At 72.5% G+C, this 14262-nt stretch carries 14 protein-coding genes and 1 riboswitch; of the genes, 8 read left to right on the forward strand and 6 right to left on the reverse strand.

The genetic code is table 11. The features are described from left to right. Positions 1-86 precede the first annotated feature (86 nt). On the forward strand, positions 87-362 hold the full coding sequence (locus ACLQ24_RS16245; RefSeq protein ID WP_425892486.1) for a DUF4031 domain-containing protein: 276 nt from the start codon (positions 87-89) through the stop codon (positions 360-362). On the opposite strand, the gene ACLQ24_RS16250 is transcribed toward ACLQ24_RS16245, so the two are convergent. Continuing rightward, the gene (locus ACLQ24_RS16250; RefSeq protein ID WP_425892488.1) at positions 340-990 is read right to left on the reverse strand and encodes an HD domain-containing protein; all 651 of its coding nucleotides are present in this window, start codon (positions 988-990) and stop codon (positions 340-342) included. The genes ACLQ24_RS16245 and ACLQ24_RS16250 overlap by 23 nt on opposite strands. 77 nt (positions 991-1067) lie before the next feature. Between ACLQ24_RS16250 and ACLQ24_RS16255 the strand changes: the two genes are divergently transcribed. Continuing rightward, complete coding sequence (locus ACLQ24_RS16255; RefSeq protein ID WP_425892489.1) at positions 1068-2333, forward strand: FUSC family protein; 1266 nt, start codon at positions 1068-1070, stop codon at positions 2331-2333. A gap of 9 nt (positions 2334-2342) precedes the next feature. Here the strand turns inward: ACLQ24_RS16255 and ACLQ24_RS16260 are convergent, their stop codons facing one another. Next, entirely contained in the window at positions 2343-3611 is a 1269-nt protein-coding gene (locus ACLQ24_RS16260; protein ID WP_425892491.1) for an aminotransferase class V-fold PLP-dependent enzyme, read from the reverse strand. A 46-nt stretch (positions 3612-3657) separates the two neighbouring features. Then, positions 3658-3778: riboswitch (SAM riboswitch) on the reverse strand. A gap of 23 nt (positions 3779-3801) precedes the next feature. On the opposite strand from ACLQ24_RS16260, the gene ACLQ24_RS16265 reads away from it, so the two are divergent. After that, positions 3802-5280 (forward strand): PrsW family intramembrane metalloprotease, encoded by a 1479-nt coding sequence (locus ACLQ24_RS16265; RefSeq protein ID WP_425892493.1) that lies wholly within the window; start codon positions 3802-3804, stop codon positions 5278-5280. An 18-nt stretch (positions 5281-5298) separates the two neighbouring features. Here the strand turns inward: ACLQ24_RS16265 and ACLQ24_RS16270 are convergent, their stop codons facing one another. Together ACLQ24_RS16270 and ACLQ24_RS16275 are read right to left on the reverse strand one after the other, a co-directional pair. After that, complete coding sequence (locus tag ACLQ24_RS16270) at positions 5299-5466, reverse strand: hypothetical protein (protein WP_396799982.1); 168 nt, start codon at positions 5464-5466, stop codon at positions 5299-5301. A gap of 78 nt (positions 5467-5544) precedes the next feature. Beyond that, on the reverse strand, positions 5545-5883 hold the full coding sequence (locus ACLQ24_RS16275; RefSeq protein ID WP_425892494.1) for a GroES family chaperonin: 339 nt from the start codon (positions 5881-5883) through the stop codon (positions 5545-5547). A 158-nt stretch (positions 5884-6041) separates the two neighbouring features. On the opposite strand from ACLQ24_RS16275, the gene ACLQ24_RS16280 reads away from it, so the two are divergent. Beyond that, entirely contained in the window at positions 6042-7340 is a 1299-nt protein-coding gene (locus tag ACLQ24_RS16280; protein ID WP_425892495.1) for an AI-2E family transporter, read from the forward strand. 11 nt (positions 7341-7351) lie between these two features. Here the strand turns inward: ACLQ24_RS16280 and ACLQ24_RS16285 are convergent, their stop codons facing one another. Then, entirely contained in the window at positions 7352-9541 is a 2190-nt protein-coding gene (locus ACLQ24_RS16285) for an ATP-dependent DNA helicase (protein WP_425892497.1), read from the reverse strand. Positions 9542-9621: 80 nt separating this feature from the next. Between ACLQ24_RS16285 and ACLQ24_RS16290 the strand changes: the two genes are divergently transcribed. The 4 genes from ACLQ24_RS16290 (at position 9622) to ACLQ24_RS16305 (ending at position 13192) form a co-directional block, all read left to right on the forward strand. Next, positions 9622-10128 carry a DUF402 domain-containing protein gene (locus tag ACLQ24_RS16290; RefSeq protein WP_425892499.1) on the forward strand — a complete coding sequence of 169 codons (507 nt, stop codon included), beginning with the start codon at positions 9622-9624 and terminating at the stop codon, positions 10126-10128. A 347-nt stretch (positions 10129-10475) separates the two neighbouring features. Then, on the forward strand, positions 10476-11426 hold the full coding sequence (locus tag ACLQ24_RS16295; RefSeq protein ID WP_425892500.1) for a PPK2 family polyphosphate kinase: 951 nt from the start codon (positions 10476-10478) through the stop codon (positions 11424-11426). A gap of 127 nt (positions 11427-11553) precedes the next feature. Beyond that, the gene (locus ACLQ24_RS16300; protein ID WP_425892502.1) at positions 11554-12180 is read left to right on the forward strand and encodes a DUF47 domain-containing protein; all 627 of its coding nucleotides are present in this window, start codon (positions 11554-11556) and stop codon (positions 12178-12180) included. Between the two features lie 4 nt (positions 12181-12184). Further along, entirely contained in the window at positions 12185-13192 is a 1008-nt protein-coding gene (locus ACLQ24_RS16305; protein WP_425892503.1) for an anion permease, read from the forward strand. Positions 13193-13243: 51 nt separating this feature from the next. Here ACLQ24_RS16305 and ACLQ24_RS16310 read toward each other — a convergent pair whose 3' ends face one another. Then, on the reverse strand, positions 13244-14212 hold the full coding sequence (locus tag ACLQ24_RS16310) for a Gfo/Idh/MocA family protein (protein ID WP_425892505.1): 969 nt from the start codon (positions 14210-14212) through the stop codon (positions 13244-13246). Positions 14213-14262: the final 50 nt, after the last annotated feature.

Here is a 14262-nt window from a genome sequence, read left to right on the forward strand (position 1 = left end):
CGAAATCCTCGACCTGCTCGACGTCAATCCGCTGGAATGGTGCTGACGATCGCCGACGTGCGGAATGCAGGGCTAGCTTGGGCGGCATGCTCTACCTGGACCGGCCTGCCTGGCCGTGGCGCGGTCGGCTCTGGTCGCACCTGATCAGCGACGTCTCCTACGCCGAGTTGCACGCCTTCGCCGAGGCGCTGGGCGCGCCCCGACGCGGCTTCGACCGGGACCACTACGACATCCCGGCCGACCGGTTCGCGGCGGCGGTGTGGCTCGGTGCCCGGGTGGTGCCGAGCCGGGAGCTGGTCCGGTTGCTCCGCGACGCTGGTCTGCGTCGCCCGAAGCACCTCAGTACGCCGCGGGCCCGGTGAGAGTGGCCAGCTCCCGACGTAGATTGTCCCGGGCCGGCGCTTCCCACCGCGCGGCGAGCGGCGCCAGCCGGAACAGCGTGGGGAGCGCCAGGAGCCCGGTGAGCACGGTGGCCCGTCCGCTCCGGAAGGCCGGGTCGGGCACGTGCGCGTACTCCCGTCGGATCGCCGCCGCGTAGCGGTCGTAGGCGGCCGGCGGGCCGGCCAGCACGGCGAGGTCCGCGTCGCAGAGCAGGGCGCCGTCGGAGTCACCTGGCGCGACCCGGTGCCCGGCGGTGAGCAGGACCAGCCGGCGGACCTCGGCGACCGCCGGCGCCGGCACCCCGAGCCCGGTCAACAGACGCCCGGCCAGCGTCGCGCTGTCCCGTTCGTTGGCGTCGCCGGCGGCCCGGGGGTCGTAGACCGCGTCGTGGCACCAGGCCGCCAACCGGACCAGGTCGGGCCGCCCGGCCAGCCCGGCGTGGCGGTCCACCACGTCGAGTACGACGCCCAGGTGCGCGACGGTGTGGTAGTGCCGGTGCGGCTCCCGCCAGCGGGCGAGTAGCTGTGCACCGGCCCGGGTGGAGCGCTCGTCGGGTTTCGAGCCGGCGGCGTGCGCCGCAGCCTGCCACCGGTCCAGGAGATCCGCCACTGCCCGAGTCTGTCGCATCCGCTCAGACGGCACGCGCACGGGAGGATTCAGCGGTCCTGCCACGGGTAGTCGCGCCCATGGCGACGGCCCGGGACAAGAGATCTTCGACGGTGCGGCGTGTCCCGCTGCGCGACGGACTGGTGGACCTCGACGCTGCCCGCATCGCCGAGGCCACCGAGCAGTTGCGGCACCGTGGCCGGGCCACCCTGCACGACCGGCTGCACCGGGTACGGATGGCCGGTGGGCTGGCCGTCCAGGCCGGATTGGCGGCCGGCCTGGCGTACCTCGTCTCGCACAAGGTGCTCGGCAACCCGCAGCCGGTCTTCGCGCCGATCTCCGCGGTCGGCACGCTGGCCGCGTCGGTGGGTCAGCGGTTCCGCCGGACCATGGAGCTGATCGTCGGGGTGGGCGTCGGGGTGGGCATCGGCGATCTGCTGATCTACCTCCTCGGTACCGGCGCGTGGCAGCTCGGCCTGGTGGTCACGGTGGCCATCCTGCTCACCATCTTCGCCGGGGCGAGCGTGGCCATCGTCATCCAGGCGGCGGCCACGGCGGTGCTGATCGTGACGTTGAGCCCGTCCACCCAGAACCTGGAGATCCCCCGCTTCGTCGACGCGTTCCTCGGCGGCGGGATCGCGTTGCTGGTCACGGCGGTGCTGCTGCCGCTGAACCCGCTCCGAGTGATCAACCGGGCCGCCCGGCCGGCGCTGGACCTGCTCGCGGAGCAGCTCGACGCCACCGCCGACGGGTTGCGCGCCCGGGATCGCACCGCCATCCAGCGGGCGCTGGAACGGCTGCGCAACAACAAGGACGAGCTGGCGACCCTGGCGGAGGCGATCGAGGGCGCGAAGGAGACGGCCACCCTGTCACCGGCCCGCTGGCACCGCCGCAGCGAACTCATCCACTACGCGGAGGCGGCCGACCCGATCGACCGTGCGATGCGCAACTCCGGCACGCTGATCCGCCGGTCCGTGACACTCGTCGAGGACGACGAGCCGGTACCCGAACCCATGCCGGATGCGATCGGCCACCTCGCCGAGTCGGTCCGGCTGCTCAAGCACGAGTTCGCGGTGGGTGAGGAGCCGCAGAAGGCGCGGGAGCGGTCGCTGCGAGCCGTCAGCGAGGCCGGCCGGGCGTACGGTGCCGGGGTCGGCTTCTCCGGCAGCGTCGTGGTCGCCCAGATCCGGACCACGGCCAGCGACCTGCTGGTCGCCTCCGGCATCGAGCAGGAGGAGGCGAACCGGTGGATCAGGACCTCCTTCGGGGACCAGGAACGGCCGGTCGGTGAGCCGGCCGAGCCGGGCGACGCGCCGAAACCACCCACCGCCCCGCCCGTCGGCTGAGCGCAGGGCTCAGGTGAGCTCGGCGAGTGCCGCGAGCAGCTGGTCGACCTGGGCGGCGGTGCTGCCCAGACCGATGCTGGCGCGCAGCGCGGTCGGCGGAAGATCCCTGCGGCCGGTACGCGCGGCAGCCTCGCCGAGCAGCCGCCGGGCCAGCGGGTGGGCACAGAACAAACCATCCCGTACGCCGATCCGGTGGTCGGAGGCGAGTCGGGCGGCCACCGTGGCGGAGTCCTGACCGGCCACCACGAACGAGACGATGCCGACCCGGGGCGCGTCCGGGCCGAAGGTCCGCAACTCCACGACGTGCGGCAGGGCGGCGAGGCCGGCGCGTAGCCGGGCCAGCAACGCCTGCTCGTGGACGGTGAGCGCGACCCGGTCGGCGTCGGCAAGCGCCCCGCACACCGCCGCCAGCGCCACCGCGCCCAGCAGATTCGGGGTGCCGCCCTCGTGCCGGGCCGGGCCGTTCGCCCAGGTCACGTCGTGGGTGGCCGGCCCGACATGGCTGGTGGCACCGCCACCGGCGAGGTACGGCGGGGCGGCGTCCAGCCAGTCCGACCGGCCCACGAGCACACCCGCGCCGAACGGGGCGTAGAGCTTGTGGCCGGAGACGGCCAGGTAGTCCACGTCGAGCGTGTGCAGGTCGACCGGGGCGTGCGGCGCGAGCTGCGCGGCGTCGAGGACGATCCGGGCGCCGTGCCGGTGGGCCACCCGGGCCAGCTCGGCGACCGGCCACAGCTCACCGGTCACGTTGCTCGCCCCGGTCACCGCGACCAGCACCGGCAGCGCGGGGTTGCTGTCGCGGCGCAGCTCGGTCAGGGCGGCGGCGAGAGCGCGTACCGTCCCGGCCGGGTCGGAGGGCACCGGCAGGCGTACCGAGCCGCGCGGCCAGGGCAGCAGGTTCGCGTGGTGCTCACCGGCGAAGGTGACCACCGTCGTGCCGGGGGGCAACGACCGGGCCAGCAGGTTGAGGGCGTCGGTGGTGTTCCGGGTGAAGATCACGTGGTCGTCGGCGCGCGCGCCGAAGAAGTCGCCGACCGTCTGCCGGGCCCGCTCGTACGCCAGCGTGCAGCGCCGCGACAGCGCTCCCGCGCCCCGGTGCACGCTGGCGTACCAAGGGAGCAGTTCGGTGACCGCGTCGGCCGCGGCCCGCGCGCACGGCGCGGTGGCCGCGTAGTCCAGGTTGATCTCGCCGGGTACGCCGAGCACGTCGAGCGCCGCCGACGGCGGCGACGCGACTGCGGGCAGGCTGGGCAGCGAGGGTGCGAGAGTGACGGACACGCCGGAACCTCCGGGGTCAGGGACCCCGGATGTGCTGTCGGGACGGGGTCCGCGCTTGCCCAGCACGCCGATCGGGCTGGGCCCGGTCATCACCCGGGGCACCCCACCGCGAACTCGACGAGGGTTGCCGGCCAGCAAGCCGGGGCTTGACGCTGGCGCTCGTGACCTGCCCCCAGCATAGCGGCTGTGGATGCGACCGGACCAGCCGGCGGCGGATGGCTACGCTGACCGCATGGCCGACACCCCGCCCGGTGCACCCCTGCCGTCGCCGCCGTACCCGCCCGCGGCACCGCCCGCCGGCGCGTCACCCGGGATGCCGCCGCGCCGCTTCGGCTGGCTGCGGTTCCTGGTGCTGGCCGGGGCGGTGCTGCTCATCGCCGCGTGCGCGGTCTTCATGGTCATCACCCTCGGTCAGTCGCTGGGCCTCGACGCGCTGCTCATCGGGGTGGTCGCCGCGATCCTGCCGGTGCCCGTGCTGGTCGCCTGCTTCCTCTGGCTCGACCGCTACGAACCGGAACCGCTGAAATACCTGATCTTCTGCTTCGCCTGGGGAGCGTTCGTCTCCACCGCCGCCTCGCTGAACGTGAACGAGTTCGCCGCCGGACGGTTCGCCGACTGGGGGCTGCCGGACGCACTGACCGGCGTCCTGGTGGCGCCGTTCATCGAGGAGCTGACAAAGGCCCTCGGCCCGATCCTGCTGCTCGTGTTCCGGCGTCGGGAGTGGTCCGGAATCACCGACGGCCTGGTCTACTGCGGGCTCTCCGCGGTCGGCTTCGCCATGGTGGAGAACATCCTCTACCTGGGCGGGTACGGCTACGCGGCCGGCGCCGACCGGTACGGCCCGGCGACCGGCACCCAGCAGGTGATCGCCATCTTCATCGTGCGGATCCTCCTGTTCGGGTTCGCCCATCCCCTCTTCACCTCGATGACCGGTGTCGGCCTCGGCGTGGCCGCCCGCACGGCCGACCGGCGGGTCCGGGTGCTGGCCCCGATCGCCGGCCTGCTGCTGGCGATGATGCTGCACGGCACGTGGAACCTGCTGCCCACGCTCACCCAGGCCACCGGCGAGGCCGTGATCATGCTGTACGGCTTCCTGGGCCTGATGGTGCCGGTGTTCTTCGGCGTGGTCGGGCTGGCCGTGTGGCTGCGCGCCTGGGAGGGGCGGCTCACCGAACGGACGCTGCCCGACTACGTGCGCGCCGGCTGGTTGAGCCCGCCCGAGGTGGCCGCGCTGAGCAGCCTGGGTCGTCGGCACGCCGCCCGGAGCTGGGCACGCCGCGTCGGCGGCGACGCCGGGGCGCGTGCGATGCGCGGATACCAACTGGCCGCGACCCGGCTGGCCCTGCTGCGCGACGGGACGCTGCGCGGTCTGGATCGCAAACCGGCCGACCGGGAGCGGACCGCCGTCGAGGAGCGGCAACTGCTGGAGGCGATCACCATGTACCGGTCGTACTTCGTGGGCCGTGACCCGCAGGCCCCGGCCGGCGTCTGGGACGGTAGCCGCTACCACCTGCGCTTCCCGGACGGTACGCAGCGATCGGTGGCCGCGCCCGACGAGCCGGTGGTGCCCATCCCGGTGGTGCTCGCCCCGGCGTCCCCGGTCAACCACCCGCCGGCCGGTTGGCACGGCCTGCGCCCCGCCGGGCCGTGGCCGCCGGGTAACGCCTGAGCGCGGCCGGGCGGCGGGTCAGGTCATCAGCGTGGTGAGGAAGTCGCCGAGCCCCTGGGCCATCGCCATGAGCGCGGCCCCGATCCCTTTGAACAACTGTGCGGCGCCGTCCGGGCGGAACGCCATGAAGTAGATCAGGAACGCGACGCTGCCCCAGGTCAGCAGCTTCTTCACGAATACCGGCATCGTCCCTCCCCAGGGCCACGGTCGCCGGCTGGCTTCCCGTCGTACGGTCCGACAAACGGCGGCCGGGCCGGGGGAGGTCTACAGGTAGAGCCCGGTGGAGTCGTTCTCCACCCGTTCGGCGGCCACGGCGTGCACGTCGCGCTCCCGCAGCAGCACGTACCCGCGGCCGTGCAGTTCGACCTCGGAGCGGTCGTCCGGGTCGAAGAGCACCCGGTCGCCGGAGACGATGGCGCGGACGTTCGGCCCTACACCCACGGCGGTCGCCCACGCGAGGCGCTTGCCGACCGCGGCGGTCGCCGGGATGACGATGCCAGCGGTGGAGCGACGCTCGCCCTCGCTGCCGTCCATCCGCACCAGCACGCGATCGTGCAGCAGGCGGATGGGCAGGCCGGAGTCGAGATCCTGGTCGGCGGTCACGGGGCAGACGCTACCGTGTCGCAGGTGACCGGCTGCCGGTGGTTACGCCCATGGCTGTGCGGGCATTGTGTGGCGGAACTGCCCTACGGTGTCGGTAACGGACGTATGCTGTCCGACCTGTCGCCGTGGGCGGACGGCTCTTCTGCCAGGAGGTGCGCTTGAGCCACTTCGAGCGGGTACGTGGGCGGCTGCGCCGCGCCTACCAGTCAGGGCAGAAGTCGGTACACGCCGCCGAGGAGACCCCGAGCGACGCGCCGGAGACGCCGGGAGTGGCCTCGCCGGCCGTCCCCGGGCCCGCCGCCCCGGCGAAGGCCACGGTCGTCGGCGCGGATCCTGGCGTGGACCTGCACAGTTCGACGTCCAGCCGGGACGACGCCGACGTGCCGCACGGCCTACGGATCGCCGCCGCCTGGTGCTGGCGGCTGATCGTGATTGGTGTGGTGGCCTGGGCGCTGCTCCGGATCGTCGGCACGGTCCGGATCGTGATCATCCCGTTGGCGATCGCGATGCTGCTCTCGGCGTTGCTCGCGCCGGCCGTGGGTTGGCTGCTGCGGGCCCGGTTGCCTCGTTCACTGGCGACGGCCGTGGTGCTGGTCGGCGGCCTGGCGGCTGTCATCGGCACGCTCACCCTGGTGGTCAACGAGTTCATTCAGGGCGTACCGGAGCTGAGCGAGAAGTCGTCGCAGGGCGTCCGGCAGATCCAGAACTGGCTGAAGACGGGTCCGTTGCACCTGTCCGACACCCAGCTCGACCGCTACATCGACGAGGCGCAGGGCTGGATCAACGACAACACCTCGAAGTTCACCAGCGGTGCCCTGAGCACTGCGGCGACGCTGGCGGAGGTGCTGACCGGCACGCTGCTGGTGCTGTTCGCGACGTTCTTCTTCCTGCGTGACGGCAACAAGATCTGGCGCTTCGTCGTACGGCTGCTGCCGGTGGCCGCCCGCTGGAAGGTCGACGACGCCGGCCGGGCCGCCTGGCAGACCCTCGTCGCGTACGTCCGCGCGACAGTGCTGGTCGCCTTCATCGACGCGGTCGGCATCGGCATCTTCCTGGTCATCTTCGACGTGCCATTCGCCTTCCCGCTGGCGGCGCTGGTGTTCCTCGGCGCGTTCATCCCGATCGTCGGCGCGGCGCTCTCCGGAGGCGTCGCCGTACTGGTGGCGCTTGTCGACAGCGGCCCTGTCACCGCGCTGATCATCCTGGGCGCGGTGATCGGCGTGCAGCAGGTGGAGGGGCACGTTCTCCAGCCCCTCATCATGGGCCGGGCGGTGGCCATCCACCCGCTCGCCGTGATCATCGGGATCGCGGCGGGCGTGGTGCTCGCGGGCATCACCGGTGCGCTGGTCTCCGTGCCGCTGATCGCGGTGCTGAACACCGCGGTACGCCGACTGGCCGCCCGCACGGTCCCCGACACCCCACCCGACGCCGTCGTCGTCGCCTCGCAGGCTCCCTGACCCGCGCGCCGTCAGGTGGTGGCTAGGCGTTGCAGGGCGCCGCGGGCCACCTCGGGGCGGGTCGTGTACCAGAACGGGGGCAGCGACCGGCGCAGGAACGGCCCGTAGCCCCGGGCGGTCTCCAGGCGCGAGTCGAGCACCGCGACGACTCCCTTGTCGCCGGTCGCCCGGATGAGCCGGCCCACTCCCTGCGCGAGGCGTACCGCGGCGATCGGCACGCTGACCGCCGCGAACCCGGAGCCGCCGCCCGCGTCGACCGCCGCGGCGCGGGCCGCCGCGAGCGGTTCGTCGGGGCGTGGGAAGGGCAGCCGGTCGATGACCACGAGCTGGCAGGCGTCGCCCGGCACGTCCACTCCCTGCCAGAGCGACATCACCCCGAACAGACAGCTGGACCGCTCCTCGCGGAACCGGCGGACCAGCAGCGGCAGCGCCTCCTCGCCCTGCAACAACACCGGCAGGTCGGTCCGCGCGCGCAGCAGCTCCGCCGCCTGCGTCGCGGCCCGCCGCGAGGAGAAGAGCCCGAGAGTACGACCACCGAGCGCCTCGACGAGACCGAGCAGTTCCTCCCCGGCCGCGTCGGGCAGGCCGGAGACACTGGGCCGGGGTAGGTGCGCGGCGACGTACAGGATGCCCTGGCGCGCGTAGTCGAACGGCGAGCCCACGTCCAGCGACCGCCAGCCCGGGCCCTCGGTCGCCGGGATGGTGGCGGCGTCGGCCAGCCGGCGGCCCGGTGTCTCGGCGGCCGGGCGACCCGCGCCGGTGCGGCCGGCCAGCGAGGCGGCGGCCGGCGAGGCCGGGACCGGCGGCGCGTCCAGGCCGAGGGCGCGGGCCACCGTGTCGAACCGGCCGCCGAGCGCCAGGGTGGCCGAGGTGGCGACCACTGTGCGTTCGTCGTACAGGTGGGCGGCGAGGGTGCCGGCGACCGAGAGGGGCGCGACCACGAGTGCCCGGCGGTTGCCGCTGTCGTTCTTCTCCACCCAGGCCACGTCGTGGTCGGCCTCTTCGAGGAGTCGCTGCGCGGTGGTGGAGAGGTCGTCCATCGCGGCCTTGGCCTGCTGCTTGCGGACCGGGTCGGGATCGTCGGACTTGATGTCGCCGATGGCGTCCAGGGCGGCACGGGTGGCCGAGTCGAGCAGGGTGCACGCCTCGCGCAACGGCGTCGGCAGGCCGGCGGTGAGTCGGCCGGCCGGGGCCTCGGCGAGCCCGACGGCGAGGGCGTCACCGGCGGCGGTGAGCGCGTCGGCCGTCTCCGGTTTCAGCAGCGGGCGGGCCCGCCGGGTGGACCGGTCGATCACCTCCGGCACCAGTTCGGCCTGGGCGGCCGAGGAGACGCGGTCGGCCAGCTCGTGTGCCTCGTCGACGATGAGCAGCTTGTGCGGCGGGACGATGTGCCGGTCGGCCAGCATGTCGACCGCGAGGAGGCTGTGGTTGGTCACCACGATGTCGGCCTCGCGGGCGCGGGCCCGGGACGCCTCGGCGAAGCACTCCGCGCCGAACGGGCAGCGGGTCGCGCCGACGCACTCCCGCGACGGCATGGAGACCAGCCGCCACGCCTGGTCGTCGACGCCCGGGTCCAGCTCGTCGCGGTCGCCGGTGTCGGTCTTCTCGGCCCAGTCGCGCAGGCGCTCGACCTGCTTTCCGAGCCGGCCGGCCTCGCCGAGCCACTTCGTGCCGCCGCCGGGGCGGGCGGCCGGGGCGTCGAAGAGGGTCTCCTCCGGCTCGTCCGCGGTGGAGTTGTCCAGTCGGGCCAGACACAGATAGTGGTGGCGACCCTTGAGCACCGCGAACGTGGGCCGGCGGCCGAGCAGCGGCTCGACGGCGTCGGCCAGCCGGGGCAGGTCGTGGTCGACGAGTTGGGACTGCAACGCCAGCGTGGCCGTGGAGACCACCACCGGGCCGTCCACGGTGAGGGCCGGCGCGAGGTACGCCAGCGACTTGCCGGTGCCGGTGCCCGCCTGCACGAGCAGGTGTTCGCCGCTGGTCACGCACTCCTCGATGGCGGTGGTCATCTGCTGCTGGCCGGGCCGCGCGCTGCCGCCGGGAACCGCGCCGACCGCTGCCGCGAGCAGCTCCGTGCCGCTGGGCCGGGCACCCCGCCGCCGGCTCGCGCCGCGGGCCGAGGGGGTGGCGGAACCGGTGGCGGTGCGGGGCGGAGTCACCGTGCGACGGTACCCGTCGCCGCCGACACCGACCGCGCCCATCCGCCCGCGTGGCGCGTACCCACCCGTCGCGTTACTGCTGCGCTACGACGTGTTGGGCGGTATCGGTTAGGGTGCGAATCATGCCGAGCGACGTGGTCCGAGTGATCTACCGCAAGTACGACGGCAGCGCGCACCGTGACTACCCGGCCCGTCGCCTCACAGAGGACGACCTCGGCGTCTGGCTCGGCGTTCCCTTTGGCACCGAGTCGGTCTACCACGGTCGGCCGTCGGTGGAGAAGATCCCCTTCGTCCTGCTGGTGCCCCACCACGCCTGGTGGACGTGCATGTTCAACCCGCCGCCGCGCACCAGTGAGGTCTACTGCGACATCGCCACGCCGGCCCGATGGGAGTCCGACGACACGGTCCACCTGATCGACCTCGACCTGGACGTGGTCCGACGGCGGGCCACCGGCCGCGTGGAGTTGCTCGACGAGGACGAGTTCGCCGAGCACCGGGCCCGCTTCGGCTACCCGGAGGACGTGGTGGTCGAGGCCGAGGCGGCGGCCCAGTGGCTGTACGGGGCTCTCGGCGACGGCACCGAGCCGTTCGCCACGTCGTACCGCAAATGGTTGGCCCTGGTGGTCTGAGCCGGCAACGGTTCACCAGCGTGGCGGCCACCGGTCGTCGTCGCGCAGCGGCGGCAGGGCCGAACAGGCCGAGCGTGAGGCGACCCACCGCGTCCGCCCCGACCACCGGTCGGAGGGCCGTCGGGAAGTGCCCATCCGCGTCGCCGACGAGGACCACGTCCGCCACCCGGGCGAAACGGCACCGCGGACACGTCGTGCAGCACGAGCGCGACCCGCTGCTCGGGTGCGAGCCGTTCCAGCATCACCCGCAGGGCGGGCCGGTCACTCGTGGCGGCCTGCGACGGACGTCGGCCCGCCCCGGTGGGCCTCGGCGGGCGGATGGTGCGGGGGTGGGCGATGATCCGAGGATGAGCGAAACCGGGCAGGAGCAGGGCGAGCGGATCGTGGCGCCGGACGGCGGGTCCGTGCGGGATCTGCTACGGGTCACCGCGCCGGTGAACCTCGCCGCGATCGATCCTCGGTCCACGCCCGGCCTGCCGCCGACGGAGGTGATCGGCGAGCACCGCAAGATCTGGGCGCGTACGCAGGTGGAGCTGATCGGCGAGGAGTTGGGCCGGCAGCAGGAGATGCTGTTCGCGATGGCCAAGGCCGGTTCGGCGGACCCGGCCCACCGGGTGCTGTTGGTGCTCCAGGCGATGGACTGCGGTGGCAAGGACGGCACGATCAAGCGGGTGGCGGGCGCGATGAACCCGCTGGGCCTGCACATCCGCTCATTCGGGCCGCCGACCCCGCAGGAGCTGCGGCACGACTTCCTATGGCGCGTCCGCCGGGAGCTGCCGCCTCCGGGGTACGTGGGGATGTTCAACCGCTCGCACTACGAGGACGTGTTGATCGCCCGGGTCAGCGCTCTGGTGCCGGAGGCGACCTGGCGGGCGCGTTACGACCAGATCAACTCCTTCGAGCGGGAACTGGTCGACGACGGGGTGGCCGTGGTGAAGGTGATGCTGCACATCTCGTACGCGGAGCAGGGCGAGCGGCTGCTGGAACGGCTCACGGACCCGCGTAAGCACTGGAAGTACAACCCGTCGGACGTCGACTCCCGGTCGCACTGGGGGGACTACCAGGCCGCGTACGCCGAGGCCCTGAGCCGGTGCGGCACGGACGCCGCGCCGTGGTTCGTGGTGCCGGCGGACCGCAAGTGGTACCGGGACTGGGCCGTGGCCCACCTGCTCCGTGAGACGTTCGACACGCTCGGTCTGGGGTATCCGCCTGCCGATTTCGACGTGGCGCACGAGCGCGAGCGATTGGCCGCTGGGGGAGCGGGGACGGTTGGGACGCCCGAGATGAACAGGAGATGAACGAGCGGTGAATGAGGCCTGGCCAGGGGTGGGCCGGCGAATCTGTGGTTCTGGCGTTTCCTAGCATTCACCGAGCGGACGCCTACGGACGCCGCCACCCTTCCACCGACGCGACGAGGTCTGTGCTGTGAAGTTTTCCTTCCGCCCCACCGAGGGCGCCTTCTACGAGCTCTTCACCAGGGCCGCGCAGAACCTGGTCCGGGGCACCGCGCTGTTGAACGAGCTGGCTCTGCCCGGTGTCGACGTGCAGTCGGTCAGCGAGCGGCTGACCGAGGTCGAGCACGACAGCGACCAGATCACGCACGATCTGTACAAGAAGATCAACTCGACCTTCATCACGCCGTTCGACCGGGAGGACATCTACCGGCTCGGCTCGCTGCTCGACGACGTGATGGACCACCTGGAGGCGGTCGGCGACCTGCTCTACCTGTACGGGCTGACCGAGCTGCCGGCGCTGCCCCGCGAGCTGCACGAGATGGTCAACGTGCTCGACCAGCAGGCCAAGCTGACCGCCGAGGCGATGCCCCGGCTGCAGTCGATGAAGAACCTCGAGGACTACTGGATCGAGTGCAACCGGCTGGAGAACGAGGGCGACCGGATCAACCGGCAGTTGCTCGTCCGGCTCTTCTCGGGCGAGTACGACGCGTTGACGGTGCTGAAGATGAAGGAGGTCGCCGACGAACTGGAGGCCGCCTGCGACGCCTTCGAGCATGTGGCCAACACCGTCGAGACCATCGCCGTCAAGGAGTCCTGAGCCGGTGACTCCCGAACTCATCGCCGTCCTGGCGGTGATCGCGGTTGCCCTGGCGTTCGACTACACCAACGGCTTCCACGACGCTGCCAACGCGATCGCGACAAGCGTCTCCACCCGCGCGCTGACACCCCGGATCGCCCTCGGCCTCGCCGCGGTCGGCAACTTCTTCGGCGCCCACTTCGGCGCCGGGGTCGCCAAGACCGTCGGTGACGGTCTGGTCACCCTCCCCACCGGGGTCAGCAGCCTCGGCGTGGTCTTCGCCGCGGTGCTCGGCGCCATCGCCTGGAACCTGATCACCTGGTACTTCGGCCTGCCGTCGTCGTCCTCGCACGCGCTCTTCGGCGGCCTGGTCGGCGCGACCCTGCTGTCCACCGGCGGTCTGGTGCAGTGGGGCAACATCGGCGAGAAGGTCATCCTGCCGATGGTGCTCTCGCCGATCGTCGGCCTGACCCTCGGCTACCTGCTGATGCTGGCGATCCTCTGGCTGTTCCGCAAGGGCCAGCCGGCCAAGCTGAACCGGGGCTTCCGCTGGGCGCAGACCGTGTCCGCCGCCGCCATGTCGGTCGGTCACGGCATGCAGGACGCCGCCAAGACGATGGGCATCGTGGTGCTGGCGCTCTACACCGGCGGGTTCCAGGAGAGCAAGACGGACATCCCGGGCTGGGTCTACTGGACCTCCGCCACCATGCTGGCCCTCGGCACGTACGCCGGCGGTTGGCGGATCATCCGCACTCTCGGCCGCAAGATCATTGACCTCGGGCCGCCGGAGGGTTTCGCCGCCGAGACGGTGGCCAGCGCGGTGCTGTACTTCAACGCCCTGGTGCTGAAGGCGCCGATCTCCACGACCCACACGATCACCTCGGCGATCATGGGCGTGGGCGCGACCAAGCGACTCTCCGCGGTCCGCTGGAACGTCGCCGGCAACATCGTGATCGCCTGGATCATCACGTTCCCGGCGGCCGCGCTGATCGCCTGTGTCACCTACCTGCTGGTCCGGCCGCTGTTCGGCTGACCAGAGCACGCACGTGAACGGCCCCGGTCACCGCGACCGGGGCCGCTCGTGTCACTCGTACCGGACGCCGATCTGCTCGCGGACCGTGTCCAGCAGGGTCATCACCTCGAGCGTCGTGGTGTGCGGCACCAACGGGCTCTCGGTGAGCCCGGCGGCCAGGCAGCGCCCCACCTCGATCGCCTCGTACTGGTAGCCGTTGCCGGCCTCCTCGGCGGCGATCATCTCGGGCGCGGCACCGTCCCGGTACAGGGTCAGCGAGGCCGGCCGGAAGAACGGCTCCGGCAGGTCGATACGACCGGTGCTGCCGGTGACCGAGGCGGCCAACGAACTCGCACCGATCATGCCGCAGCTCAGCGTCGCCACCGCCCCGCTGTCGTACCCGAAGAGGATGCCGGTGTTCTCGTCGGTCCCCTCCGGGCCCAGGTGCGCCCAGGAGCGGATGTGCTGCGGCACGCCCAGCAGCAGGTGCGCCAGGCTGATCGGGTAGATCCCCAGGTCGAGCAGCGCGCCCCCACCCAGTGCCGGGTTGCGCATCCGGTGCTCCGGCGGGAACGGCCCGGTCACGCCGAAGTCGGCCCGCACGCTACTCACGGTGCCGATGGCGCCCTCGGCGATCAGCTGGACCGCGCGAAGGATGAGCGGGTTCGTCCTCATCCACATGGCCTCCATCAGGAAGACCCCGGCGGCGCGGGCGGTGTCCACCAGCTCGGTGCTGGTGGCCAGGTCGAGGGTGAACGGCTTCTCCAGCAGCACCGCCCGGCCGGCGGTCAGGCAGGTCAGCGCCGCCTCGTGGTGCGCGGCGTGCGGAGTCGCCACGTAGATCACGTCGACCTGCGGATCGGCGGCCAGCTCCACCCAGGAGCCGTACGCCCGCTGCGCGCCGTACGTGTCCGCGAACCGCTGCGCGCTGTCGGCGGAGCGGGAGCCGACCGCGACCAGTTCGGCGTCCGGCACCAGCCGGAGGTCCTCGGCGAAACGGCTGGCGATGTGGCCGGTGGCCAGGATGCCCCAACGAGTCATGCCGGAACGCTAGCCGAGCCGGGTGAACCGTCCCCTGCCCGGCCGTCGCC

The organism is Micromonospora sp. DT4 (genome assembly GCF_049841675.1).
In the GTDB taxonomy this organism is placed as follows: domain Bacteria; phylum Actinomycetota; class Actinomycetes; order Mycobacteriales; family Micromonosporaceae; genus Micromonospora.